Annotated in this window: 22 protein-coding genes; 12 read left to right on the forward strand and 10 right to left on the reverse strand. The window is 35.6% G+C overall.

What is annotated here, in order from left to right:
* Positions 1-139: 139 nt before the first annotated feature.
* From moeB to QP953_RS12735, 4 genes are all read left to right on the forward strand, one after another.
* The gene (moeB, locus tag QP953_RS12720; RefSeq protein ID WP_052595385.1) at positions 140-1264 is read left to right on the forward strand and encodes a molybdopterin-synthase adenylyltransferase MoeB; all 1125 of its coding nucleotides are present in this window, start codon (positions 140-142) and stop codon (positions 1262-1264) included.
* An 89-nt stretch (positions 1265-1353) separates the two neighbouring features.
* On the forward strand, positions 1354-2097 hold the full coding sequence (locus QP953_RS12725; RefSeq protein ID WP_052595383.1) for a hypothetical protein: 744 nt from the start codon (positions 1354-1356) through the stop codon (positions 2095-2097).
* Positions 2098-2191: 94 nt separating this feature from the next.
* Positions 2192-3307 (forward strand): carbohydrate-binding family 9-like protein, encoded by a 1116-nt coding sequence (locus QP953_RS12730; protein ID WP_309555333.1) that lies wholly within the window; start codon positions 2192-2194, stop codon positions 3305-3307.
* Positions 3304-4425, forward strand: a complete 1122-nt coding sequence (locus QP953_RS12735) for a family 10 glycosylhydrolase (protein ID WP_309555334.1) — start codon at positions 3304-3306, stop codon at positions 4423-4425. Before QP953_RS12730 ends, QP953_RS12735 begins: the two co-directional genes overlap by 4 nt.
* A gap of 60 nt (positions 4426-4485) precedes the next feature.
* Here the strand turns inward: QP953_RS12735 and QP953_RS12740 are convergent, their stop codons facing one another.
* Positions 4486-4608, reverse strand: a complete 123-nt coding sequence (locus QP953_RS12740; protein WP_309555335.1) for a hypothetical protein — start codon at positions 4606-4608, stop codon at positions 4486-4488.
* Between the two features lie 38 nt (positions 4609-4646).
* Here QP953_RS12740 and QP953_RS12745 point away from each other — a divergent pair, with 38 nt between their 5' ends.
* Positions 4647-5297 (forward strand): hypothetical protein, encoded by a 651-nt coding sequence (locus QP953_RS12745; protein ID WP_052595377.1) that lies wholly within the window; start codon positions 4647-4649, stop codon positions 5295-5297.
* On the opposite strand, the gene QP953_RS12750 is transcribed toward QP953_RS12745, so the two are convergent.
* Positions 5288-6508, reverse strand: a complete 1221-nt coding sequence (locus QP953_RS12750) for a lipopolysaccharide assembly protein LapB (RefSeq protein WP_052595374.1) — start codon at positions 6506-6508, stop codon at positions 5288-5290. The two genes, QP953_RS12745 and QP953_RS12750, sit on opposite strands and share 10 nt — an antisense overlap.
* Before the next feature lie 149 nt (positions 6509-6657).
* On the opposite strand from QP953_RS12750, the gene QP953_RS12755 reads away from it, so the two are divergent.
* Both QP953_RS12755 and QP953_RS12760 read left to right on the forward strand, forming a co-directional pair.
* Positions 6658-7836 carry a tetratricopeptide repeat protein gene (locus tag QP953_RS12755; RefSeq protein ID WP_309555338.1) on the forward strand — a complete coding sequence of 393 codons (1179 nt, stop codon included), beginning with the start codon at positions 6658-6660 and terminating at the stop codon, positions 7834-7836.
* A gap of 68 nt (positions 7837-7904) precedes the next feature.
* Positions 7905-8240: a hypothetical protein gene (locus QP953_RS12760; protein WP_052595371.1), complete on the forward strand. Its 336-nt coding sequence runs from the start codon at positions 7905-7907 to the stop codon at positions 8238-8240.
* A 118-nt stretch (positions 8241-8358) separates the two neighbouring features.
* Here the strand turns inward: QP953_RS12760 and QP953_RS12765 are convergent, their stop codons facing one another.
* From QP953_RS12765 to QP953_RS12780, 4 genes are all read right to left on the reverse strand, one after another.
* Complete coding sequence (locus tag QP953_RS12765) at positions 8359-8835, reverse strand: nucleoside deaminase (protein WP_052595369.1); 477 nt, start codon at positions 8833-8835, stop codon at positions 8359-8361.
* A 43-nt stretch (positions 8836-8878) separates the two neighbouring features.
* A complete protein-coding gene (locus QP953_RS12770; protein ID WP_052595366.1) occupies positions 8879-9475 on the reverse strand; it encodes a pentapeptide repeat-containing protein in 597 nt (198 codons plus the stop codon).
* 226 nt (positions 9476-9701) lie between these two features.
* Positions 9702-11036: a hypothetical protein gene (locus QP953_RS12775; protein WP_309555339.1), complete on the reverse strand. Its 1335-nt coding sequence runs from the start codon at positions 11034-11036 to the stop codon at positions 9702-9704.
* A 408-nt stretch (positions 11037-11444) separates the two neighbouring features.
* Positions 11445-12653, reverse strand: a complete 1209-nt coding sequence (locus tag QP953_RS12780) for a DUF4272 domain-containing protein (RefSeq protein ID WP_309555341.1) — start codon at positions 12651-12653, stop codon at positions 11445-11447.
* A gap of 289 nt (positions 12654-12942) precedes the next feature.
* Here QP953_RS12780 and QP953_RS12785 point away from each other — a divergent pair, with 289 nt between their 5' ends.
* The 3 genes from QP953_RS12785 to QP953_RS12795 all read left to right on the forward strand — a co-directional run bounded on the left by QP953_RS12785 (position 12943) and on the right by QP953_RS12795 (position 16449).
* Positions 12943-13944 carry a transposase gene (locus tag QP953_RS12785; RefSeq protein ID WP_309552816.1) on the forward strand — a complete coding sequence of 334 codons (1002 nt, stop codon included), beginning with the start codon at positions 12943-12945 and terminating at the stop codon, positions 13942-13944.
* Between the two features lie 417 nt (positions 13945-14361).
* A complete protein-coding gene (locus QP953_RS12790; protein WP_052595361.1) occupies positions 14362-15375 on the forward strand; it encodes a hypothetical protein in 1014 nt (337 codons plus the stop codon).
* Positions 15376-15975: 600 nt separating this feature from the next.
* Entirely contained in the window at positions 15976-16449 is a 474-nt protein-coding gene (locus QP953_RS12795; RefSeq protein WP_309555342.1) for a DUF1572 domain-containing protein, read from the forward strand.
* A gap of 60 nt (positions 16450-16509) precedes the next feature.
* Here QP953_RS12795 and QP953_RS12800 read toward each other — a convergent pair whose 3' ends face one another.
* The 3 genes from QP953_RS12800 to QP953_RS12810 form a co-directional block, all read right to left on the reverse strand.
* A complete protein-coding gene (locus tag QP953_RS12800; RefSeq protein WP_309555343.1) occupies positions 16510-17400 on the reverse strand; it encodes a T9SS type A sorting domain-containing protein in 891 nt (296 codons plus the stop codon).
* Between the two features lie 124 nt (positions 17401-17524).
* Complete coding sequence (locus QP953_RS12805) at positions 17525-18286, reverse strand: NYN domain-containing protein (protein WP_052595355.1); 762 nt, start codon at positions 18284-18286, stop codon at positions 17525-17527.
* 264 nt (positions 18287-18550) lie between these two features.
* Positions 18551-19009: a DinB family protein gene (locus QP953_RS12810; RefSeq protein ID WP_052595353.1), complete on the reverse strand. Its 459-nt coding sequence runs from the start codon at positions 19007-19009 to the stop codon at positions 18551-18553.
* Between the two features lie 411 nt (positions 19010-19420).
* On the opposite strand from QP953_RS12810, the gene QP953_RS12815 reads away from it, so the two are divergent.
* Both QP953_RS12815 and QP953_RS12820 read left to right on the forward strand, forming a co-directional pair.
* Positions 19421-20326, forward strand: coding sequence for an AraC family transcriptional regulator (locus QP953_RS12815; protein ID WP_063833070.1), 906 nt, complete (start codon positions 19421-19423; stop codon positions 20324-20326).
* 171 nt (positions 20327-20497) lie between these two features.
* On the forward strand, positions 20498-23644 hold the full coding sequence (locus QP953_RS12820) for a cytochrome P450 (RefSeq protein ID WP_309555344.1): 3147 nt from the start codon (positions 20498-20500) through the stop codon (positions 23642-23644).
* Positions 23645-23981: 337 nt separating this feature from the next.
* Here QP953_RS12820 and QP953_RS12825 read toward each other — a convergent pair whose 3' ends face one another.
* On the reverse strand, positions 23982-25514 hold the full coding sequence (locus QP953_RS12825; protein WP_052595345.1) for an asparagine--tRNA ligase: 1533 nt from the start codon (positions 25512-25514) through the stop codon (positions 23982-23984).
* Between the last annotated feature and the right edge of the window lie 288 nt (positions 25515-25802).

Below are 25802 nucleotides of genomic sequence, written 5' to 3' on the forward strand. Positions count from 1 at the left end.
AGCGAATGACTTTTGTTTTTCGACTTAATTAATAAGATGTTATCTTTGTAATTCTAGAAAATTAGAAAAGTTACTAGACAGAATAAAAAAAATAGAATACAAGTATTAGTCTGCTTAAAAAGGATATCAAACATAGCGCATGAATTTAAACAAAGAAGATTTAGCGAGATATAGTCGTCACTTATTGCTGTCAGAAATCGGCTTAGAAGGGCAAAAGAAACTGAAAAATGCCAACGTACTGGTCATTGGTGCTGGTGGCTTGGGCTGTCCGATTTTGCAATACTTAGCTGCTGCTGGAGTAGGAAAAATAGGTGTCATTGATGCTGATGTTTTGGAAGAGAGTAATTTGCAACGCCAAATTTTGTACACGGTAGCAGATATAGGAGTTAACAAAGCCTTGGCTGCTCAAAAGCGATTGGTTGCTCTAAATCCATTGATAGAGGTATTGGCTTATCCTTATGCTTTGGAGGTTTCAAATGCATTAGAATTATTCGAACAATACGATCTTGTGGTGGATGGCACTGATAATTTTGCGACTCGTTATATGGTCAATGATGCTTGCATTATCACTAACAAACCGTTGGTCTATGGTTCTATTTTTAAGTTTGAAGGGCAAGTAGCTGTTTTTAATTATCAAGGAGGGCCTAGTTATCGTTGTTTGTTCCCTAATCCTCCTGCACCAGGTGAGGTGCCCAATTGCTCAGAAGTAGGTGTATTGGGGGTTCTGCCTGGAGTGATAGGAGCGATGCAAGCCAATGAAGCCCTAAAAATTATATTGGGATTAGGGGATGTTTTGTCTGAAAAACTATTGGTTTATAATGCATTGACAGCAGAAAGTTTGATCTTAACAATTCAGGCTAACGCTGCCGTTATTACCCAAACAAAAGCTATGAAAAAGGACTTTAAAACGACCAGTTATGAGGCTTTTTGTGGCATCAAAAAAGAAGAAAAACAACCAAGTATTCTAGAAATTTCACCTCAAGAATTAGCTGATAATTTGGAGCAATACACCTTGGTAGATGTTCGAGAAACTTGGGAACAACCTCGTTATGAAACGCTAAAGGGAATCGACATCCCTTTGCCTCGTTTGGTGCTTTGGAAAGATCGAATTCCTAAAGATAGACCAGTCGTTGTACTTTGCGCCAAAGGGATTCGAAGTAAAATTGCTATCGAACAACTGCAAACGAATTATGGATACAACAATTTAATTAACCTGACAGGAGGAATTAAAAATTGGGAGGCACAGTTGTTAAAAACAAAATAGATTGACGATTTTATTTTAGTCCACTGTCTTGTAAATTGCTTGCTTAAGAATTTATTGCAAATCTTTGATAACGTATTTTTATCTCCATTATGAAAATAGCTCTCGTCATACTTGTTTTATTTGCATTGTTAGCCTGTAATAGTGAAGTTGTACAGCTGCCTTTTGATAAGATTCAAATGAATTTTATCACTACTGTGAATCAAAATAATAGCGGAGCAGCTTACTACTGCCGACAAGGAGCTTTGCTGACACAAGATAAGATTTATAAAAATAGGGATAGCATAGATCAAAAACTACAAAATTTGCCTATCATTGATACGGTATATTCTATAGCCATTGTTAAGCACGATTCTTCCAATTACTTTGATATTGGGTATTATGAACCTAAGGATAGTCTTGAGTCTAAAATAGCTTATGCAATTGCTTGGAAAAAAGAAGGAGGTCGTTGGGCAAAAGAATTGGAAGTTTTATATCCTGTAACAAGGCATCAAGATATGCATATGAAAGCGGTTGGTAAGGCTCGAGAGGATTGGGAATATTGGTCGAATCAACATTACCCTGATTCTTTGGTTATGGAGTTGTATCGTCAAAATGCTTTTTATTTGAATGACGGTTATATCTATCGAGGGCGGCGGGCAATCGAGGATAAGTATGCTTATATGTTGAGTGAAAATTGGCACATTCGATTGTCTACTATACAAACGATGCCGATAGGTGATAGCTTGTGTTATGATATAGGACAGTACGTTAGTGATGGAAGAGGTCATTATTTTCTTTTGTGGCAACTAGAAGAAGATGGAGTATGGCGTGTTTTGTTAGATTTTAATTTTTAGCGATAAAGTTGTATCGGATGGATCATCATTAGAATATTTATTAAACTACCCTGCGTTTTGTCAAACGATTATGTATGGTACCAAATTCCAAAAAATGAATCAATTACTTGTTTGTTGTTTAGGGCTATTGATGGTTGCCTGTACAAACAAAAAGCCAAGGACAGAAACAAAAACAGTTCTATATGAAAATACGATTCATATTGATTCTTCTATCATTATACCTTCAGAGTACACTGCATACCGAACGGCAGACAACATGGTAATTGATGGGCAAGCTGTGGAGAATGCTTGGTCAAAAGCAGCTTATACGAGTACTTTCATAGATATAGAAGGCGTTAAAGAACCTAAATATAAAACACAGGTAAAAATGCTTTGGGATGATGCGTACTTATATGTTTATGCGGAATTAGAAGAACCACACATTTGGGGCAATATTAAAAAACACGATGCAGTTGTTTTTTATAACAACGATTTTGAGGTGTTTATAGATCCAACAGATGACACTTATAATTACGTAGAAATTGAAGTCAATGCTTTGAATACTGTCTGGGATTTGTGTTTGAATAAAGCATATCGTTTTGGAGGACACGCTAATGATTACTATGAAATAGAAGGACTAAAAACGGCTGTTTATCTAGGAGGCAGTTTGAATGATGCCACTGATATTGATACGTTTTGGTCGGTAGAAATGGCGATTCCTTTTGAAGTGCTTTTGCAACGGAAAAGAAAAACGGTTAAGCATCCCAAGGGAGGCGATTATTGGCGGATTAATTTCTCTAGAGTTCAATGGGAACATGATTTGAACGATGGAATGTATAGTTTGAAAAAAGAAAACGGGAAGCGATTGCCTGAGTACAATTGGGTGTGGTCAAATCAAGGCGCTATCAACATGCATTTGCCTGAGCATTGGGGCTATTTGGTGTTTAGCGATCATTTAGTAGGTAAGGAAGCAACGGAAGTAACCATTCCTCAAGTACTAAACAAACAGGTGGCTTATGCTTTGTTGGAACAAATAAAGTTTGGCAAACACAAATCCTTGTTAGATAGTAGCCCTCAAACAACGTATCAATTAAATCAATTGGAAATTAGGCAAAATTTGTTCGATGTCGTTTTTTTGAAAACCTATGTTGGTTTTGAATTATACATAGAGAACTTAACCTCTAAAGAACAATTTGTTATTAATGAAGAAGGAAAATTTAAATTGTTATGAGTAGTGTAAAATTTAGTTGTTGGAAAATGCTGATTATTGGATTTGCTTTACTAGCTGCCTGCCAAGTTCCCAAAGAAGAAGATGCAACTAATATTCAAGAGGAAACGATAGAAATTCCCTCTGTAGACAGCAGCTTTACATTGTCAACTTGGGTGCATGGCGAAAAAGAATACGATGCTGACAAATGGACTCAAAAGTTGAACTATTATGACTCTTTGGGAATTACAGAATTGTTGGTGCAAGCAAGCCCTGAGTTTTTGACAGAATTAGTGCCTTTGGCTACTCGTATGAATATGAAGGTGCATGCTTGGATGTGGACGTTGAATCAACCGGGTAACAAAGAAACTCAAGCACACCCAGAATGGTATGCTGTTAATAGACGAGGGCAAAACTCTTTGGAATATCGAGCTTATGTAAATTATTATCAGTGGCTAAGCCCTTTTCATCCCGATGCTTGTGCCTATATCAAAAGCAAGGTTCAAGCGTATTGTTCCATAGAAAACTTAGCTTCAGTACATCTAGATTATGTACGGTATGTGGATGTGATTTTGGGAGCAGATTTGCAGCCTAAGTACAATTTAAAACAAGAAACAGAGCTGCCAGAATATGATTATGGTTATCATCCTATTGCTAGAGAAGGTTTTAAAGCTATTTTTGGAAAAGATCCAATGGACATGGAACATCCAGAGTTAAGCACAGAGTGGCGGCAATATCGCTTGAATGCAATTACAAAATTGGTGAATGAAATTGCAGATTTAACACATCAGTATAATATTCCTTTGACAGCAGCAGTTTTTCCTTTTCCAGAAATGTCTCGCCAAATGGTTCGTCAAGCATGGAACGATTGGAATTTAGATGCCGCTTATCCTATGTTGTATCACAATTTTTATAGAGAAGGGATTAATTGGATAGGTTTTGCGACCAACCAAGGCGTACAAGATGTTGATTTTCCAATTCATGCAGGTTTGTATTCTCCTGCGTTGCGATTGGCTGATGATTTGGAGGCAGCGATTCGCATTACCAAAAAAAATGGTGCAAAAGGAATGTGTATTTTTATGGCAGATGATTTAAATGCAGCACAAAAACAGGTATTTTTAAAATTAAAAGCTATTTTGTAAAAGATAGCAGTCATAAATATTTAATCTTTAACAAACGGGGCTAAGTTTTACAATTTTGCCTTAAAATACTATAGCCGTTCGTTGCATTGCTACTTTGTAGTTGCAATGAATGACGATCAAAGAGGCACGAAGTTCTAATACCTCTTTGGGGAAAGCATGGAGGAGTAGAATGATTCGCACCATTTTTAAGCTCCACTAAAAAACGTTAAAAATATATCATTATGTCAGATGGATCAGAAAAAATAATTGCAGTAACAATTATTCTAGGAGTTGTTGCTGGGCTAATCTTTTTAATTTACAAATTGGCTGTTCATTTTGAAAAGAAAAAAGAAGAGAACTTTAAAAAGTTAGGTAGACCCTATGGTTTGCGATTTGAAAAGGATATGTTGGCAGAGTATGGAACCAAAAAAGGACCACTTTTAAAAGGTACCATCAAAGGGCATAATTTTGTTTGTTATACCTATGTGGTAGGGGCAGGAAAAAATGCTACCTATTGGACAGCTTTTAAATTGCAGCACAATCTTAATACAGAAGGATATCGGCTTCGATTGGCGAGCGAGCATATTTTTAGAAAAATGGGAAAAGGTTTGGGGCTTGTCAAAGAAATAGAAATTGGTGTACAGGATTTTGACCATCGGTTTTTGATAGATGCAGAAAACCTCACGACTACTCGTACCTTACTAAACAAAAAAACACGGGATAAATTAACTGATATTCCAAAGATGTATTTTGGAGAGTTGCTAGTTGATAATCAAGAAATTTTTTATAAAGTACCCCTTCAACTAAGTCATGATAAAAGCTGTGAGAATTTTAAAATAGCTTTGGAGGCAGCGATATTGTTGTTGGATGATTTAAAACGTGTTTATAGGTAGTTTTTTAATTCGGGGAAGGTGTTCCATAAGAGTTGTTCTGCTTCTTGAAATGCTTTCCATTGTTCATCATTTAATTCTGGTTCTCGCTTAATAGCTCCAAAAAACAAACTTTTAAGGTGCACATAATAATCCTTGGCATCGTCGAGTTCTTGAGTTTGAAGAACCAAAAGGCGAACAAAGTTGCTAAGGTGAAAAGCATCATCCATATAAATAGAAAATGCTTTGATGTAGTAATCTTTGGCTTGTTCATAATTTTGATAGACTCGCTCGTATAACTCTGCCAAATTACCTAATATATTGTAACTTCTAGGGTTGATTTTTAGACCATTTTGATAGGCTTCTATGGCTTCTTCGGGCTTGTTTTCTGTAATCCAAAGCCGATTGCCATAAATAGTCCATGCAAACATATTATGGGGATTGTTTTCCAAGACAAGTTCTAGTATTTCTTTACCACGAGGGAGGGTTTCTGGGTGGTTCTTTTGCATATAAGTATCTGCCAGCCAGATTTGAAGTGTTTCGTCTTGTGGATAATGTTTAAGCGCATTTTCAAAAGTTTGAGTAGCCCTATCAATATCCTTAATATAATCTAAAAACAAAGCTCCTTTTGCTTCCAATGCATCGTAATGCTGAGGTTCAATTTCAAGCATTTTATCATAAAAAGAAAGTGCTTTGGGGTAGTCTTGATAGCCATCTTTGTATAGCGTTGCCAAGGTGCTTAATGTGTTGAGATCGTTAGGATTGTATTCTAAAGAAATAAAATAATAGCGTTCTGCCCAATCGAGTCGTTTTTTGTAATATTCGGCAATAGTTTCTGCGATGGCAAAATACTCTCCTGTATAGTCATTATTTTGACGAATAATGGGCATAAAAGTAGCTCGGTGTGCTTCATGTTGTTCAAACCAATGCCAGTTTTCTTCAAAATCTTCGGGCTCAAATAAATTTTGGTAAATATGAAAAATTTGAAAAATATCATTCCATGCCTTGATTTGTGTCCTATCAAAGGTACTTTCTAAGAGCTGAAGTGCTTCTTTTCGTTGAGCATCGTTCCAAGAGAGTTGGCTGATAAGCACCAATTCGTTCATTACCTTTGGAATGGCAGTTGGATAATTGTGCAGGATTTGGAAAGCGACATCAATACTACTAGCGTTAGAACTGATGAGGAGTTGAGATAAATTGTTGATTTCGTCAGAAGTTAAGGGTTGTGCCTTCATTTTTTATGCAGTGAATGAATAATAGAGCCTCAAAAGTACAAAAAAAATAAATTGGAATAGGAAAAGAGTAGTCAGAAGTCTTTAAATTTATAATCCAGTAATTTTTAATTTTGGAGGAAGTTGAATAGAGCAATTTTAAATAGTAATAGATGACGAAGTTATTTTATAAAATAATAGCGTTTTTTCAAAATTTTTTGCGTGGAGGAGAGGATAATGATGTTTTAGATGGATCTTTATCTCTTCGTCCTAAAGAGGTTGAAAACGTTGCTGCACAAAGAGTTCCATACGAAGATGGATTAGAAGATAATAAACGACCTTTAGACAAAAAAAAGGAGTTATTAGAAATTAAAAGCCATAGTTATTATAAATTACGTGATAGTATATCTAAATACGCCTTAGAATATTTGAACAAAGGAAATGCTAGTTTTGATAATAATGATTATTTAGAAGCGATTAAGAGTTACGACAAAGCGATTGATTTTAACCCTAATTTAGAAGAGGCTTATCACCAAAGAGGCTGGGCAAAATATTGTTTAGGAGATTATTGGTGGGCAATTGATGATTATAATAAGGCGATTGAAATCAATCCTAAGGCTGAGTATTCATATAATAACAGAGGTGTTTCCAAACAAAAACTAAATGATGTAGAAGGCGCATTAGAAGACTATAATAAAGCTATAGAGATTAATAGTTATTGCTTTTTGGCGATTGTCAATAGAGGTAGATTAAAAAATCAAGAAGGAGACATCAAAGGAGCTATCAAAGATTTTAGTTCTGTTATTGAAAGAGACTCAAATTATTTGGATGCCTATTTGGAAAGAGGCGAAATTCTTCTGGTGCAAGGTCATTATGAAAATGCATTGGTTGATTTTACTAAAGCGATAAAAATCAATCCTCAAAATAGTACAGGATATCTCAACCGTGGATTAATATTATGTAAGTTAAAAAACTATGTCGATTCTATTGATGACTACTCTAAAGCAATCTCAATAGATAATACTTCATATACAGCTTATAATAATAGAGGGTATACCAGACTATTTATTGGCAGTTATGAAGCTGCAATTAAAGATTTTTCGCTTGCGATTGAAATCAATCCTTTTTTTGCCTACTCATATAATAATAGAGGCTTTGCAAAATATAAATTAGGAAAATTTAAAGAGGGGCTCATGGATTGCAAATATTCTTTAAAGTTGGATAAAAAAAATTCTTATGTTCATTATAATCTTGGGTTATTGTATAAGGCGCTGAACCAATTAAAACGAGCCCAAAGTCACTTTGATAAAGCAAAAAGTCTTGACTATGATGGTCCTATAGAGAGGACTTAGGTTTATGATTTAAAATAAAGATGAACAACCAAAACGCTAAAAATTTTGAAAATAAAACACTATAAACTATGCTTATCACAATTACATCTATTCGACTAAGAAGCGTGTGGAACTTTTTTAAGCTATCTTGGCACGGTTTAAAAATAACTCTACAACTAAAAAAAACACCTGGTTTTATTCGTTTAAAAAATACAGGATTTGGATATATGCATTATACCATAACAGCTTGGGAGTCGAAGGAGTTGATGCAACAAGCCATGCGAACAGGAGCACATCAAGAAGCAATGAAAGAGAGTGCTGCACTAGCAACAGAAATTGCTACTTATACGTACGAGTCGGACGAGTTTCCCTCGTGGAAAGTAGCAAAAGAAAAGATAAAGCAAGGGCGTGTCATTAAATATTGAACGCCCTAAAATTTTTTCTGTATAAAAAGATACATCAGCTTGAAGGTTTCTAAAACTTCTAAAAGTATTGCAAAAAATTAACCTTCAAGTTGATGGCTCCTAGAAGCTGACACGAGCTTTAATAGTTTGTTTTGTCCATTTTTTGAGTCCAAGCCTCAAAAGCAGACAAAGCATCTTTGCGCATTAAACGAACAATTTTGATGTGGCGATCATCAATATCCCGTTCCAATTCATCGTAAATAAACTGATCGTCAAAACCTATTGCCGCTGCATCTTCTCGGTCACAGCCAAAATAAACCATTTTGGGTCTTGCCCAATAAATAGCACCCAAGCACATTGGGCAAGGCTCACAAGAGGTGTAAATTATACAGTCGTCTAATTGGAAGGTATTGAGAGCTTGGCAAGCATTTCGAATAGCCGTAACTTCTGCATGAGCAGTAGGATCATTGGTAGAGGTTACTTTATTGTATCCTTCGCCAACAATGATTCCATCTTTAACAACAACGGCTCCAAAAGGACCACCAGCATTAGAATGCATGCCTTCCTTGGCTAGGTCAATAGCTCGTTGCATAAATTGTTTATCTTCTTCTGTCATATTGATTATGTGTTTGTTAAAATTGATGCGTATGGGGTAAGCATTAACGACGAATGCCATCTAGTGTTGTTCCTTTAAATAAAGCACCTTCTAAATTAGCGCCTGTAAAATCTACGCCTGTGCAGTTGCATATTTCAAAATCAGCATTTCTAAGATCAGCATTAACAAAAGAGGCGCCAGTTAAATCTGCCCCTGTAAAATCAGTGCCTACCGCAGAGCAGTTGTCAAAATTAGCACCAGCCAAAAAGGCATCTGTTAGCAAAGAGTGGTTTAGGTTGGCTCCTTGAAAATTTACTTCTTCAGCAATAGCACCTGCAAAGTCAGAGTAGGTTAGTTGTACGTTTTCTAAGCTTGTTTCTGGAGAAAACTGCTTCATGCGCACTTCAAACTGTTTTCCTTCCGTTCCTTTTTTACCCATATAAATATTCATAGGGATACCTGATAACTGTAATCGTTCAAATCGACCACCACTACCTCCTGATTGGATGAATTGGTCGTGGGCTTCAAGCATTTTTTGAACTTCTTCAGATGTAAATGGGGTAGCACTTGATGCCATGTTTCTGATAAGTACAGCATCCATATCGCTGTCTCTTGGAGGTATTTCAGATTGATAAAAACCTTCAATATATTCTCGTTCCATTGGTGTTTATTTTATAGATTGAATTGATAAAGTGATGACATACTTACATGATAGTATGGCGATGCTTGGTACAGCATAGTAAGTTAACTAAAAAAGCTGCATTTCGTAAGAAATACAGCTTAATTTTTAGAATAAGTTATTATTTGACATACTCTTGTTTTAATAACTGGTTACAGCACAGGATTGCTGCGTGGTTGTTGAAAATATGCAGTAGCAGCTAAGACTATTAAAATAGTACCCATCCTATTTGACTAGTAAACGTATTGGCGTTAAAAGTACCTGTGTAAGCATATTGTAGGGTTCCATTAGCATCAACTGTGGGAACAACAGGTCCCGCCCAATATTCGCTGGTATTGATGCCGCCATTAGCTCTATAGTAATGAGGCCACCCTGCAGCTGTAGAAAGCGAAAAGTTATTTTCTACTTTGGTAATGCAAATATCCTTTCCAAGGTTATCAGACTTAGTCGATGAAATAATAAAGCCACCATTATTAGGAACAATAGCTATAGAACTAGCTTTAAAGGCACCATTACTAGAAGGAGTAAGAAGTTCAAATCCTTGGTTAGTTGGATACTGTGTGGATAGATTAGCATCTAATTGAGCGATGGTTAGTGAGCCACCTACAACATTACCAACAAATGTAATACTTTGAGTGGTTGCATCGTAAACTGAATACCCACCTTCTACATCATAACCTTGGCTTTCGTGATGAGATCTTCTTATAGGAGTTCCAGTTGCTTTATCAATCAAGGTAGCAGTAAACCTTGTAGAAGGAGCAGCGCCCGAATTGATTGTTTGGGTAGTTCCTGTAACAACATACCCATTCGGTGTTATTACTACAGAAGTGCCATAGTCGCTTCCTTGAAAACCCTGAGCACTGTTCTGTTCCGCCCAATTAAAATTGAAGTTATTATCCAAAGACATGACAAGCATATCTGTAAGGTCTGTGTTGGAATTATTAGATGGCTTACTATTGTTAACATTGGTTGTATATCCTGTCAAAATGTATTTTGAAGAACCACTAGAAGCATCAATTTTGAAATCAGAGATCCTCTCTGTAAATTCATCATTACTTTTTAGCTCTACTCCATCTGTAGATGTCGCAGTACCTGTAGAAGAAAGTTGATAAAATACAATTTTGGTATGTTTTTTTACTCCATGACTGCTATTTATGTTAGGATAAGCTATATAAGTTCTATTCCCTGCAATGGTAAAAGAGCCATCTGATTCTTCGACAACTTTGACACCTTCCTCGTCATAATGAACGGTCTGTCCGTTTAAAGAACCTGATCCCATCTCTGAGGCTTTCCCCATTGAAGTTGTCCATTGCTGGACGCCTCTAGCATCTGTTTTTATAGCAACAATATCTCCTTCTATAGGACTATTGGTATAAGAAGTTCCTACCATTAGATAACCTCCATCACTAGTTTTGATGATATCGGCAGTAATTGATTTTTGACCAGCAGAGTACATTTGTTCAGAAATAGTGTTGTTTTCTGGAATGCTAGCATCTTTTTTACAACTGTAGTGGGCACATAGTGTTAGACTTAAAAAAGCCATTAAAAATTTCTTTTTAGTTTTTAACATGGTAATTAAATTTGGTCTTTGTGAAAGAATTTTTTACAGGCAAGAACATCTATTTCTACATTCTAGAACTATAGAAAAAAACTATCTTAACCTATTTTAGTTAGTTTGGAAATAAACAGATTGTTGAATAGCTTATTTAGCTAAAAACATAGAATAGTATAAGTTTCTACTAGCCCTATAATAGAAAATTGCTATTTAGAATTAGCCAAATATCAACACAGTAAATCTGTGGGAGAGAACTAAGTAAGTGGAATTTTGAGAGTATAGCTTTATTGTGCCCACAATAAAACTATGATAAAACATACGGGGAACAATGTATGTTTGATAAATTTGAGCTCGAATTTATAATAAAAAAATTAATATTCCAAATAAAGCACCTATTTAAGTATCGGTTGTAACAGCATCCCAATTTTGTTGACGATGATGCACTAACCAGTTCAAGGCATAATGGCGTTCGTATACAATGCCTGGATGTAGTTTCCCAGAGGGAGGCATTTTTTTGATGCGAGCGTCTACGCAAGCCCAGTTCATTCGATAAGTCAAATCTAACGCCTCTACAATTTCCTCTTTGCTTCGAAGTGTACTACTAGCCGTAAATTCTTCTCTCGATTGTTGTAGAATAGAACCCAAGAACTCATCAACCACACACATTTCAGATGGATAAGGAAGATTTTCTATTTTTTGAATCGCCCAACAGAGCAAGAACAGACTTTCATAGCGCCAAGTCAAGATAGACAACTCATCGGCAGGAACATCATTACTCAATACATAGTTTTCATAAGGCGAAAGCTCTGTAATTTCTTTTTCAGACATAATAGTTTTCAATTGCTCTATAGCTACGCCTTCTGCTCTAGCTGTAATAATGGTTAATGCATAGATGCGATTAATAATAGCCGTTTTATCTCTCAATTCAATTTCAGTAAGATTAGGCGTGCAAGGTAAATGAGGATTGATGGTTACTTGATGTTTTTGAAGGAGAGCTTCACTCCGTGCCTTTCGGTCGAGCTGTGCTGAAGTATACTCTGCTTGGGGAGGATCATAATATTGAGTATCAATGTTCACTTCTAATTGAGATATTTTGGATACTCCAGCTGTATCTAGAATTAAGTCAAAGTTTTTATCTAAGAATTGTTGATGTTTGGATTTTGAAAATAATGCAGTAGGAGGGGTAAATAAAATGCCATCCAATACTTGTAGGGTTTCTTTTAGAATTTTTTCAAAATCTTCAGATATATAAGGCTGTGCTGTAAAACTAATTTCGCTATTAAGAGTAGCAATTTTTTGCAACAACAAACTTTGAATGGTTGTATTTTGAGCGGGCAAATTAGAAACATAGTTGTGCATCCCGACTAAATTCTGTGTTAAAGGGCAGGTTGGTTGCTCTAGTTGATAAGAGGGCACTGTACGTTGTCTTCCTTGGATGGTAACGATGTGTTTACGACTCAACAAGCCTTTTTTTGCTTGCACGATCAAAATTTTTTCACCTTCTGTATCTTTTCTTTCTAGTGTTGCTTTGGGAAGGTATTTTTTTATAATAGGTATTATAGCATCAAAATCAATAGAATGGCTATAAATTGTACATTGCTCCATGTGTTTGGTTAATTTATATTAGGATACGGTTTAGAAACAACCTTAATCAACTTTCTTTATACTTGATTTGAAACCCTACATAAAAAGAAAAGAAGAAGTTTTTTGAAAATTAGGTAGAGAAAAGAAAAAGACAGGTCATATTTGTAATGCGAATATCAAACAAAACCTGTCAATATGAAAAAAAACGATTTTTTCACAAGTCAAAGATAGTTTAAAAAGTCTATATCAGCAAGAGCCATCGGGGCATGCACTAAGCCGTTTGAACACTTTGTGTGGCTTAGTGACAGGAATGATTAAACGAAAAAGTAGCCATTTGCCAGATATAGGTAGTGGTTTACCTCAAGATATAGATGCCGCAAGTCGAGTTGTTCATGCCAAACGATTTCTGTCAAATAAGTGGACAGATTACAAGGTACATTATCTTCCCTTTCTAATTGCATTTTTACGTTTTGCTTTATCCAAAAAGAATAATAATCAAGACATTAGTTTAGTAATAGATGGGAGTCAAATGGGAAGTAAACATGTCGCTCTTGTTGTCAGTCTAGCTTGGAAAAAACGTAGTATTCCTATTTGTTGGGTAATCAGAAAAGGGCGTAAAGGACATTTCCCCCAACAAATGCATTTAGACATTATTCAACAAGCAGCCGAAATCTTAAAACCGATTCTTTTTACTCAAACTAAAGTGACTTTATTAGGAGATGGAGAGTTTGATGGAGCATCTATACAGCAATTATGTCGCCTAAAGTTAGGCTGGAAATATGCTGTAAGAACAGCCAAGAATACAATTTTACATGAGCAAGGAGACTGTTTTAAACCTCGATTTACAAAAGTACCAGATGGAGAAACATTTTTGTTTATCCCATCTGTTGAGTTTTCTAAAGAGAAAATTCAAGATGTAAATTTTCTGCATTGGCATGATCCTAAATATGATGAGCCAATATTTTTGATTAGTAATCTAGATGACCCCTTTGAAATTATAAGGCAATATGAACTGCGTTTTTCAATTGAAACCATGTTCAAAGATTTCAAATCAAGAGGATTTAATATGCATAAAACAAGATTAAAGGAAGCTTATGACATATTTAATCTGTTGATTGTTGGTGCATTAGCTTTTTGTTTTATTATGGGATTTGGTGCTTTACATCAAAACAGTCCAGTAAAAAAGAAAGTTCAAGAAAAACAAAATCAACAGTTTTCAATTTTTACATTGGGCTTAAAATTAGTTCATTATTTTATTGAAAGGGAAATCCCTTTCGTCTTTTCTCTCATATTTTCAAAGAACTCGTCTTAGTTTTTTCTAAGTTTTTATGTAGGGTTTCAAAATACTTGATGGTTAGGATTGGCTCTAAGATAAAATTTTTATTCTTTTTATAAAGGCAAGGAAGTAGACAGAAAAGGGGGTATATAAAAATAATGGAAGAAAGATCTTCTTAATTTCAAACAATGTTAAATGAAAAAAGTAATCTTTTTCTAAACTTTTTCTTGTTAACTGCGTTTAGTAATCATGTTGTTTAAGATTGAACTACTGAACTTTTCCTCACAATGTGGTGCTTAATGAAAAACATCTACATTAATCTCTCTTCACCAAATTAGTTCATTACGCTACGATCAAAAGCTAATTTTATTAAGCCTTTCCGCACTTAATTATCATAGCCTACTTAAATGATTCGTATAAAAACAATCAATTTAAACAATAAAACTTTTACAAATGAACACTAATTTTTTGAAAGTAGGATTCTTGCTATCCATTAGCTCTTTGGCATTTGTTGCTTGCGACAAAGAGGACAATAACAATGATAATTCTACAAGAACAGAGTTGTACGTTTCCAATAATTCCAATGGAAATGTAACTGTTTATGACATGGAAAAGAATGAGACCAAAACCTTAACAACCACATCTTTAGCAGCAGAAGGTATTTATTATGATGCAGATATGGATAAGGTAATCCAAGCATCTAGAAGCAGTAATCAACTGAACGTATACAGCAGCATTTCCACTTTATCAGTCAATGCTATTTTATCTCTTGCTTTTTCGAGTTCTTCCGATTTGTCTAGCCCAAGAGACGTTGCTGTTAATGGCAATATGGTTGTGGTAGCAGATAATGCCGATGTAGATGGAAATACAGCAACGGCAGATGGACGACTCTTTATTTACACCAAAAGCGACGGAGCATTGACGCTTAGAAATGTTGTTACAACAGAATTTGCCGTTTGGGGAATTGAGTTTGTGGAGAATGATTTGTATGCTGTAGTGGATAAAACCAACCAGTTAGCAGTTTTTGCTAATTTTACAGCTTCTAATACAACCAATGCTACCGTAAGTGCTAGTAAAACGATTGCCATTGAAGGAATTGTTCGAACTCATGGTCTTGCTTACGACGGTGGAACGATGATTTTAACCGATGTAGGAGCTGCTACTTCAGATTCGGATGGCGGTTTTCATATTATCACAGATTTTAAAAGTAAATTTTCTAATACAGCAGATGGAGGTATGTTAGCTGTAGCAGGCAATCAAATAAGAGTAGCAGGCGCTGCTACTATGTTGGGAAATCCTGTTGCCGCTGAATACGACGCTAGCGCCAATGTAGTTTATATTGCAGAAGCTGCTAACGGTGGTGGTCGAGTATTGAGTTATACCAATGCTGATGCAGGGGGAGACTTAACACCATCTATGAACAAAAGCTTGTCCAAAGCTTCTTCATTATATTTTTATAGTAATTAATACAGGTGATATTTAGCATTACTTCGTGAAAAAAAACTATGTTACTACAGGGTATTTATTTTCATGAATGTAGTGAAGCTATCTATTAAGTAAGTGGACAGAAAAAAGTATAGTGCAAAAAGAATTCTATTTTGCCTATAAATTTTTATGAACGATTACTTACTTTTATCAATAGTTCGTTGAAACCACGCAGTAGCAGCGAAGCTAAACTTTATTAGTTTATTGCATGAGTGCTGCGCAGTTGATAATCAGTAAGTTGTGTCTTCGTTGCGTTTTATGTTAAAGTTTTGATTATCAAACTAATATAAATGTGCTTTTTTATCTTTTTGGTAAAAAAGTAAAAAACTAAGCTAGCGCCCTCATGAGCGTAGCGAACTAATCAACGAACTACTATTTATATAATCATGCTTAATATAGATAAGGCGTTTGTCAGAATAATATTTCTGGCAAACGCTTTTACCATTGAGTACTTGCTCGATTTAATATTCATTTTCGATATCTTATTTTTTTCTTGTTTGCTAAGTTTTTTATGTCGACTTACTTGATTACTTTTAATAAATTACTTAAATCATATTTATTCCTGAATTAATATTTGAACCAATGAAACAATCAAAACAAATCGCAAACCGCTTTAGAGAAGTACTTCTGAGTGGTCAATGGATTGCAAATACGAATTGTAAAGAAATGTTGTCTGGTATATCGTGGCAAGAAGCAATTCGAAAGATAGGTTCTTTGAATACCATTCATGGGCTAACGTATCACATTGATTATTATGTAGCAGGTGTATTAAATGTCTTGGAAGGAGGGACGCTAGATATTCGAGACAAGTATAGTTTTGATTGCCCCGAAATAACATGCGAAAGCGATTGGGACAACCTTCTAAATTCTATGTGGAGTAATGCGGAACAATTTGCTAATTGTGTAGAAAAAATGTCTGACGAACAGTTGGAAAAAAGTTTTGTCGATGAAAAGTATGGGAATTACCGTAGAAATATTGAAGCAATTATTGAGCATAGTTATTACCACTTAGGTCAAATATCATTGATAAAAAAAATGCTTAGAGAAGGGATATAAGAAAACACCTATTCTATACCTCACCTTAGCGAGATATAGAATAGATGGAACAGCCTTACTTTATTCAATGATTATTTTTTTTGTATATTCTTTTTGCGTCGTTTGTACTTTTATTAGATAGATACCATTCGCTAGTTGAAGATTTAGATCTTTTGAATTGGTCGGATGGAAGTTAGATTGGTAGACCAACTCACCAAGAAGGTTGTAGACCATCAACTGCTTTATTGTCTGTTGTAGAGGATGTAGGTCTACTACAACATGACCATTACTAGGGTTGGGGTAAATAGAAATTGTTTCTATGGGAGAATTTAGTTTAGTTTTGTTCAAGAGGCTAGAACAGCCTAGTATACCTGTTGCCCAACTTGCAGGACTATTATAGTTGGCAGCGGCAGGCCAGTACTCCCATGAGTTGAATGTATTGGTGACATCAAAAGCAATTCCTATGCTATCCGTAGTATTGGAGTTTAAATGGATGGTACTGAAAGGGATTTTTATCTCAACAGTATCTGTTTGAGGAGGATTTTGATCAAAATTATTAGCTGCAACCCAGTTGGGGCGAACGAGTTGGCAACTGTCGTAATTATTAGGTTGCCCTTGCGATTCGCAGTCTGTTGCAGAAACATGAAACCACCAGTCGTCAGGCATCCAACTAGGGCTTTTGTCGTGATTAACATCTAATAGAATCTCAGGAAAACGAATGTTAGAAGATTGTAAGTGGTCAACAAAAGCGACATATAGGTTCAAACTATCGTGTTTAAAAAAGACTTGAACGGTATTGGCGCCATTTTGAATGAGTAAATCAACTTTATTGGCATCTTGCCATTCATTACTAGAGAAGGAACCATTTATAGTTGGCGCATTTCCACAAGGAATGTGAATGGTGTTTTGTGCCAATAGGGGGAAATTGTTTAGGAATAAAATTAAGATTCCTAAGTAGGTGATTGGTTTCATTTTATTTTGTTTGTTTGAAGTAAAAACATTACAAAGTAAAACTACTTGGAATCTGTATGTATTAAAGTTAAAGAGGGTTAATTAAGGTTAATTCCAACTGAAAGTAGAATAATTTTATGTTAAACTATTTTACTCGGACATAAATTAAGCGACTTTTGCTGCGCCCCGATTCTCGTTCGTCGATTTCAATAGACTTAACGGATTTAATCAAAGGTGTTAGTTTGGGAAACCCATAATTTCTAGCATCAAAATTAGGTTGCTTTTTTTGTAGTAGAGAACCAACATCTCCCAAAAAAGCCCAGCCATCATCATCGGCAACGTCAGAAATAGTATTTTCGATCAAGCGTTTTACTTTGGGCGTAACAGGCTCAAAATCGTCTTTTTCATCTTTTTTGATTTTGCTTGACGCCTTGCCTTTGGAGATGATCTTTTCAAGTTTAGGTTTCAAGATTTCAACATAAATAAAACGATCGCAGGCAACGATAAACGGCTCAGGGGTTTTTCTCTCTCCAATGCCAATGACATTCATACCAGCTTCTCGCAATCGAGTAGCTAGACGAGTAAAATCGCTATCACTAGAAACGATGCAAAAGCCATCTACTTTGCCAGAATACAAAATATCCATAGCATCAATAATCATTGCAGAATCCGTTGCATTTTTTCCTCTAGTATAAGCATACTGTTGTATCGGAGTAATAGCATTGGTTAAAAGTAAATTTTTCCATTTTTTTAGGTGTGGTCTTGTCCAATCGCCATAAATTCTTTTTATAGTAGGAATGCCATATTTGGCAATTTCTTCCATCATTTCTTTGATGTAGGCAGAAGGTATATTGTCACCGTCAATAAGAACGGCTAGTCGTTTTTCAGAATTTTTTTGAGTGCTCATTGATGTGTTTATGGTTATAGTGCTTGATAAATGCTATTATTTTTTTAGTCAACTAAAAGAGCATTTTTAATAAGAAAGCAAACACAATAAATTGTAGAAACTAGAAATTATCGAAGTCTAGTTACTAAAATAACAACCTATTGTTATTTTTGTTGCCTTCTTTGGAGGATTAGTTTGGGAGAGAAAACGCCGTTAAAGTATATTGTTTTGGTAGTCAGTATGGTGTGTTCTAGAGAAACAAAGATTATTATTACTTGAAATTACCTAACCAAATTTTAGTGCTTGGCGAATTTGATTGAGATGATGTTCGTTGTGCCAAGCTACCTTTTCAAATTCGTCACCCAAAGTCCGCTTTCCAGTTTTGCTATGAATGAAAGTCAAAGCTTTTTTATCATCGTAATGCTGCTCTAGAACGTAAATCATAGCTCTTCTAGTGACATTAAAAATATCTTTATTAATCTCTAGTGGGAATTTGTCATAATTTAGTTGTTCGCAAAAACGATCTTGATCAAAGACCCAAAGAACTTGTTGAGGACCACTAATGACACGGCGAATACGTTCGTAAAGAATCGTTTCAGCATCTGCTAAGTGGTGCAAGATTTGTCTTATCGTCCACTTACCAGGAGCATAGCGCTTATCGAGATCATCTAAGGGCAAATTAAAAAATTGTAAGGTAGTCTGTTTGCTTTTTTCTAGTTCTAATTTAAGGTACTCCTTATTCATACTAAGTAGGTTTTAATAATGGGGAATTAAGCATTGCTCTAAATTAATAAAAAGCTAAGTAGAAGGAGAAAATAAATCATTAAAAAATAACTATTAGCGATTATCACGAATAAAGTTGTGGACTTTTGTAGTAAAATATAGTTTTAGTATTGATAACTGCCCAAACAAAACTTTGAGAGTCAAATTTTCCAAAATAGGCGAATTGGCGGGAGCTGCTTGTTATATAGAAAGGCTAGATATGTGAAAAGTATTCAATTATAATGCATTTGTATACAAATCTATGTTGTAGAGTGCTTACTTTTGTATAAATGATTGTTGTGAAGGATAAGCGTAGATTGCCAAAAGCTGGAAAGGCAATGTATGGGTTTCTTTTGAATGATTATTGGTCAACATTTATCTATATCAATTTATATGGAACCAATTTATATTAGAACACTGGCTGAGTTGCATGGGATTATAGGCTGTCCTGAACCCAAGCACCCTTTAATTTCAGTGATAAACTTTACGGAGTCAACTTTTACGGTAGACCTCGTTAAAGTAGAGTTGTTAAATCCCTTTTATGTAATTTTATTATACAATAAAAGAGTACACTCTAGTTTTTCGTATGGGAGAAAAGATATAGAATTAAACCAAGGAACCCTAATTGTGTTACGTCCAGATCAAATTGTTCAAGTATACGATATTGTTAGCCGAGAAGGAGTCGAAGTTTGGGGAATTGTTTTTCATCCCGATTTAATTCGTTCTTCTCCTACCTATGAGCAGATAGCACAGTACAACTTTTTAGCTTATAATCTAAATGAGGCACTACAAATCTCAGTTCAGGAGAAAGAAATTATTCAGACTATTTTGAACAATATTCTCGGCGAGTATCAATTGATTGACGATTATAGCACGACTGTTTGGGTACATCAAATTGTATTATTGTTTACATATATAGAACGATTTTACAATCGGCAGTTTATGGCTAAAAAGTTAGAGTATACCAACATTATCATACGCTTTGAGAAAACACTAAAAGCACTCTTATCGGCTCAAGAGCTTGAAAGAAATGGTTTGCCTACGGTGGAAAGATTGGCCAAAGAAATGAATTTGTCTAGAAATTATCTGGGCAACCTATTAAAAAAAGAGACAGGGAAAAGTACGTTAGAGCATGTTCACACTCAAGTTATTAATAAAGCCAAAACGTTGCTATTTAACAATGAAGATTCTGTTGCTCAAATTGCTTTTCAATTAGGTTTTGAATATCCTCAATATTTTAGTCGGCTTTTTAAAAAGAAAGTCGGTGTAACCCCTTCGCAATATCGAAAATTAGTTTAGTTAGATTGAGAAGTTGTTTAAATCAAAAAATTAGCTTCGCTGCTCCTTTTGGAGAAACTCCTATTTAAAAAAGACGCAATTTGAAACAACCTCTAGATTAAAAAAAGATAAGCATGGAATAGATATACATAAATATATATTTATTAAAACTATAAAAATAAAACAAATAAGATGTCGAATTCAAGCATCCCAACTCCAAAAACATTCCCGTTCCTTGGCAACCTCAAATTAATTAGCCCTAAAGCTTTTAGCCAAAGTTTATCTGCTATTGCCAAAGATTTTGAGGCTGGTCGAATTTTTAAGCTGTTGTTACCTAACAACAATATGATCATTTTAGGATCTCAAGAATTAGTACATGAGGTTTCTGATGAAAGTCGTTTTGCTAAAAACGTCAATCAATCGTTCAAAGAGATACAAAAGCTGTTGGGCGATGGATTGGTAACCGCTGACACGAATAGTTTGGCATGGGGCAAAGCACATCGGTTGTTGATGCCCGCTTTTGGTCCCGTAGCTATTCGAAATTTATTTCCACAAATGTTGGATATAGCCGAGCAAATGATGCTAAAATTTGAGCGAATGGGAGAGGCACACGTATTTGATGTTTCAGACGAAATGACAAAACTGACACTAGATACGATTGCTCTATGCAGCTTTAACTACCGATTTAATAGTTTTTATTCAGATGAGTTACATCCTTTTGTCAAATCAATGGTTGATAGCTTGACAGAAATGGGAAATCGGATTGTTCGATTTCCTCTTCAAACAAAGTTAATGGTCAATACCAATCGGACGTATTTTTCTAATATTGAATACATGCATACAGTTGGTGCTGAAATTGTTCAAACCAGAAAAAAAGATCCGAATAGACATAAGTACAACGATTTGCTGAATGTTATGTTAAATGGTGTTGATCCAATTAGTGGCGAACGGCTTACGGATGAGAATATTAAAAATCAAATGATTACATTTTTGATCGCAGGACATGAAACGACTAGTGGGCTGTTGACTTTTGCTATTTATGAGTTGTTGAACAACCCTGATAAATTAAAGCTAGCTCAAGCAGAAGTTGATAAGGTATTAGGTAATCAACAACCAACAATAGATCATCTTCCGAAGTTGATGTATATCGATCAAATTTTGAAAGAAACCTTGCGATTGCATCCAATTGCGCCCATGTATAGTGTTGCTGCACTGGAAGATACTGTGATAGGTGGTGAGTATTTAATCAAAAAGGATGAGACGGTAACGGTTCTAATAGAGTGGTTGCATAAAGATAAAACAGTTTGGGGAGAAGATGTCGAGCAGTTTCGTCCCGAACGCTTTGCTGCCAACAATATAGATCAACTTCCAGAGGACTGTTTTAAACCTTTTGGTAGTGGTAGAAGGGCTTGTATTGGTCGCTTTTTTGCCATACAAGAAGCTGTTTTAGCATTATCTATGTTGTTACAACGATTTGAGATATCTAGGGATAACCCCAATTATCAACTAAAAATAAAAGAAGCAATTACAATCAAACCCGATGATTTTAAAATGAGGGTGAAAAGAAAAGAAATTATCATAGAAAACGAAGCTTCTAATAAACAGAAAAAAGTTAAAGAAGTAGTTGATTTACCTGTAGACCGTACTACTGGAAAACCATTATTAATCTTATTTGGATCTAATACAGGGCTTTCCGAAGGATTTGCTCGAAATATTTACCAGCAAGCTTGTCAATTTGGATATCGACCAACAATAAGTGCTATGGACGATGCAATTGACCAACTTAGCCCCAAAGTACCTACGGTTATTGTGACCGCTTCCTACGAGGGAAAACCGCCAAGAAATGCTGTAAAATTTTTAGAATGGTTGGAGGAGCTTCAAGATGGAAAACTTAAAGGTATGTCTTATGCCGTGTTGGGGTGTGGGCATAAAGATTGGGTGAAAACGTATCAAGCTGTTCCTACACAAGTAGATCAATTATTATTTAAAATGGGAGCAAAGCCTATTGTAGAAAGAGGAGCCTTGAATGGTGCTGCCAATGTTTATGATGATTTTGAGAAATGGCAAGAGATGTTTTGGGCAAAAATGCCTCGTGAAATCCTGAAAGGGCAAGATTTTTCGGTAAAAATATCGAATGACCGATTGAAGACGCTTGAACAAAAGATTCTACGAAAAGGGATCGTTTTAAGGAACGAAGAGTTGGTCGATATGACACATCCTTTAGGACGCTCGAAAAGGCACATAGAGATTGAGTTACCTAAAGGGATGGAGTATAATTCAGGAGATTATTTGTCCATTCTTCCTAGCAATCCCAAAGAAAATATTGATCGAATTTTTCGCCGCTTGGGCTATAGCGTAGATACACAAATTACAATTCAAGCGGAAGCTATGCAACAGTTTCATTTGCCCGTTGGTTATCCTATTACACTGCTTGATATTTTTACCAATTATGTAGAATTAGGGCAACCAGCTACACCCAAACAAATAGAGACATTAGCATCTTATTGTTTGTGTCCTCCTGAAAAGCATGCCTTAGAAGCATTGGTGCCAAAAGAAGTCTATGAAAAAGAAGTTTTAAAGAAACGAATTAGTGTTTTAGATTTGTTAGAGCGCTATATGTCTGTTGATATTCCTTTGAAAGAGTTGCTAAAAATGCTTCCACCGATAAAAACTCGCTTGTATTCCATTGCTTCATCCCCTTATTTAGATAATCAAAAGGTGGCTCTAACGGTTGCTGTTGTTCATTCGCCTGCTTGGTCAGGGCAGGGTGACTATAAAGGTTTAGCATCCAATTACTTGGCTGGCTTGCCTGTTGGCGGACAAGTCCAAATTGAAACCCAACCAGCAGCGACCGCTTTTCATCTTCCAGAAGACCCTACTGTGCCAGTTATTATGATTGCGGCAGGTAGCGGTATAGCTCCTTTCAGAGGATTTGTTCAAGAGCGATCTGTTCTTAAATCCAAAGGGCAGGCTATCGGGGAGACTGTGTTGTTTTTTGGTTGTGATCATCCCAATGTTGACGCACTATATGTTGATGAATTTAATCAATGGGAGAAAGAAAATATTGTCAAAGTATTTAGGGCATATAGTGCCTTTGATGATGAGATTAAATTTGTTCAACATAAATTATGGGCAGAACGAGAGAAAGTATACCAACTTTTCCAACAGGGAGCCAAAGTGTTTGTTTGTGGAGATGGTCAGTATATGGTACCTGCAGTTCAAAAAACATTTGTTAATATTTACAAGAGCATGGCAAATGTGTCTGAACAAGAAGCTGAAAAATGGTTTGATGCGATCAAAGAAGGAGGGGAACGTTATGTGGTAGACGCTTTTATTTAATTATTTTTTATAACAATAGTTAGCTGCGCTCACGATAATTAACAAGTTGTAAACTTGTTGTGTCTTTTATTAAAATTTTGATTATCAAGTCAGTGTAAGTGTGGTTTTTTATTTTTTTTGGTGACTGAGCTTGCGATTTTACGAGCGCAGCGAGCTAAAAACGTAAACATCAACGACCACGAAGTAGCAGCGAACCCAGCTTGCTGGCTCATGACCGCAGGGAGTAACTAAGCTAACTACTATTATAAAATATAAATTTAAACAACCCTTAACTACTTTTGTTGTAGTTAAGGGTTGTTCATTTGTAAACTATTGGTATAAATACTAATTATCTTACTTAAGGCTTGATATGTCCATAGCGACGAGGGAATGGAATGGTTTCTCTAACGTGATGCAAGTCACAACACCAACGAACCAAACGCTCTAAGCCCAAACCAAAACCCGCATGAGGGACAGAACCAAAGCGACGTAAGTCAAGGTACCACTCAAAATCAGCTTGATCTAATTCATGCTCCTCAATCTTTTTCAACAAAATGTCAATATCTGTTTCCCTTTCAGAACCACCAATGATTTCACCAAAGCCATCTGGAGCTAATAGATCGACTCCTTTTACAAATTCAGGATTTCCATCGACTTCCTTCATGTAAAATGCTTTAATCTTAGTAGGCCAGTTATAAACCATCACAGGAGTAGAGAATACGCGAGTTAGTACCGTTTCGTCTGAGCTACCTAAATCCTCTCCATGTTTGAAGTTTTTGGCTGATTCAATCCATTTGGGAATGTTTCTTTCTTGTTCTTCAGCAATTTTTATTTCGGCTTGCAATTTGGCAATAACTTGTTCGCTGTGTTTTCTAGCTCCCTTTTTCATACCTGCTTTAATCGCCTTTTCTCGTGTTGCAATTTCTTCTTTGTGACGAACGATTAATGCTCTTGCTGCTGCTAAGTCATCTTCTTGAAGCTGAATAGCATTCTTGCCATCAACATCCACCAATCCATTTAGAATTTTGACCGCATCAGAATAAGCGACTTGTGGGAATTTACCATCGACAACTGCTTGTAGTTTAGAAGTATCTCTTTCCAGCAAGTCAAATTCGATTTTACATTTATCCAAGACATGAGCGATAACGTGTTTTACAAAACGTTCAATGAGAACCATGTTATCTTCGTTGGTTGCAAAAGCAACCTCAGGCTCTATCATCCAGAATTCAGCTAAGTGGCGTGGTGTATTTGATTTTTCCGAACGGAAAGTAGGACCGAAGGTATAGACCTTGTTCATTGCCATTGCCATCGCTTCGGCATATAATTGTCCAGATTGAGACAAATAAGCAGGTTGTCCAAAGAAGTCTGTTTCAAATAAATCGGTTGTTCCTTCACAAGCAGAACCTGTCATCAAGGGAGCATCCATTTGAACGAAACCATCCTTTTGGAAAAAATCATGGATTCCCATAATCAGTTGGTTTCTTACTCGATTGATGGCCCATTGGCGTCGTCTGCGGAGCCAAAGATGGCGACGTTCTTCCAAAAAGTTAGGACCGTGCTCACCATCTGATTTTGTAATGGGAAAATCGGTTGCGATATGATAAATATCATAACTGCTAACTTGTATTTCGTATCCACCTAAACTTTTATCGTTGCGTAGAAGCTTGCCTGTAAAAGCAACAGAGCTTTCTACTGTCAAGCGTTTGGCTTGCTCAAAAGCTTCTTCCCCAACAGTGTCTAAAGAAACGACACATTGAGTAAAACCAGTACCATCACGGAAATCAAAAAAGTGGTTGGTTTTGCTGTTACGAGGTTTGTCAATCCAGCCTTTTATAGTGACTTCGGTTCCATCTTCGTATTGAGCAAAATCTTGGATATATTGATGTTGCATTATGCTATATTGGATTTGAATTAGTTCTTTACAAACTAATAAATTATGTAATTTAAAATCTAGTGTTGCGAAAATAGAATTTTCTATTTAAAATTAGTAGAATTTTAAACATCTATTTTCATAAGAGTAGCTAGTCACAATTACCTTCCTCTAAAATCCAAAGTTTGGAAGTTTCTTTTTTTACTTTCCAACGCATATTGACGAATATATTATAGACGATTTATAAGAATGTTTGTTGTACAACCATTCTTGATTCAAGAAAGTTCAGAAGTACCTAAAAAAAAGCAA

The organism is Aureispira sp. CCB-E (assembly GCF_031326345.1).
GTDB lineage: Bacteria > Bacteroidota > Bacteroidia > Chitinophagales > Saprospiraceae > Aureispira.

Excerpts from the sequence above, each read along its gene's own strand:
- QP953_RS12735 (WP_309555334.1), top strand. The coding sequence starts at position 3,304 with ATGAGTAGTGTAAAATTTAGTTGTTGGAAAATGCTGATTATTGGATTT.
- QP953_RS12755 (WP_309555338.1), top strand. The coding sequence starts at position 6,658 with ATGACGAAGTTATTTTATAAAATAATAGCGTTTTTTCAAAATTTTTTG.
- QP953_RS12820 (WP_309555344.1), top strand. The coding sequence starts at position 20,498 with ATGTCGAATTCAAGCATCCCAACTCCAAAAACATTCCCGTTCCTTGGC.
- QP953_RS12750 (WP_052595374.1), bottom strand. The coding sequence starts at position 6,508 with ATGAAGGCACAACCCTTAACTTCTGACGAAATCAACAATTTATCTCAA.
- QP953_RS12800 (WP_309555343.1), bottom strand. The coding sequence starts at position 17,400 with ATGAAACCAATCACCTACTTAGGAATCTTAATTTTATTCCTAAACAAT.
- QP953_RS12810 (WP_052595353.1), bottom strand. The coding sequence starts at position 19,009 with ATGAATAAGGAGTACCTTAAATTAGAACTAGAAAAAAGCAAACAGACT.
- QP953_RS12740 (WP_309555335.1), bottom strand. The coding sequence starts at position 4,608 with ATGGTGCGAATCATTCTACTCCTCCATGCTTTCCCCAAAGAGGTATTA.
- QP953_RS12790 (WP_052595361.1), top strand. The coding sequence starts at position 14,362 with ATGAACACTAATTTTTTGAAAGTAGGATTCTTGCTATCCATTAGCTCT.
- QP953_RS12760 (WP_052595371.1), top strand. The coding sequence starts at position 7,905 with ATGCTTATCACAATTACATCTATTCGACTAAGAAGCGTGTGGAACTTT.
- QP953_RS12775 (WP_309555339.1), bottom strand. The coding sequence starts at position 11,036 with ATGGCTTTTTTAAGTCTAACACTATGTGCCCACTACAGTTGTAAAAAA.
- QP953_RS12780 (WP_309555341.1), bottom strand. The coding sequence starts at position 12,653 with ATGGAGCAATGTACAATTTATAGCCATTCTATTGATTTTGATGCTATA.
- moeB (WP_052595385.1), top strand. The coding sequence starts at position 140 with ATGAATTTAAACAAAGAAGATTTAGCGAGATATAGTCGTCACTTATTG.
- QP953_RS12815 (WP_063833070.1), top strand. The coding sequence starts at position 19,421 with ATGGAACCAATTTATATTAGAACACTGGCTGAGTTGCATGGGATTATA.
- QP953_RS12795 (WP_309555342.1), top strand. The coding sequence starts at position 15,976 with ATGAAACAATCAAAACAAATCGCAAACCGCTTTAGAGAAGTACTTCTG.
- QP953_RS12725 (WP_052595383.1), top strand. The coding sequence starts at position 1,354 with ATGAAAATAGCTCTCGTCATACTTGTTTTATTTGCATTGTTAGCCTGT.
- QP953_RS12730 (WP_309555333.1), top strand. The coding sequence starts at position 2,192 with ATGAATCAATTACTTGTTTGTTGTTTAGGGCTATTGATGGTTGCCTGT.
- QP953_RS12765 (WP_052595369.1), bottom strand. The coding sequence starts at position 8,835 with ATGACAGAAGAAGATAAACAATTTATGCAACGAGCTATTGACCTAGCC.
- QP953_RS12805 (WP_052595355.1), bottom strand. The coding sequence starts at position 18,286 with ATGAGCACTCAAAAAAATTCTGAAAAACGACTAGCCGTTCTTATTGAC.
- QP953_RS12785 (WP_309552816.1), top strand. The coding sequence starts at position 12,943 with ATGATTAAACGAAAAAGTAGCCATTTGCCAGATATAGGTAGTGGTTTA.
- QP953_RS12770 (WP_052595366.1), bottom strand. The coding sequence starts at position 9,475 with ATGGAACGAGAATATATTGAAGGTTTTTATCAATCTGAAATACCTCCA.
- QP953_RS12825 (WP_052595345.1), bottom strand. The coding sequence starts at position 25,514 with ATGCAACATCAATATATCCAAGATTTTGCTCAATACGAAGATGGAACC.
- QP953_RS12745 (WP_052595377.1), top strand. The coding sequence starts at position 4,647 with ATGTCAGATGGATCAGAAAAAATAATTGCAGTAACAATTATTCTAGGA.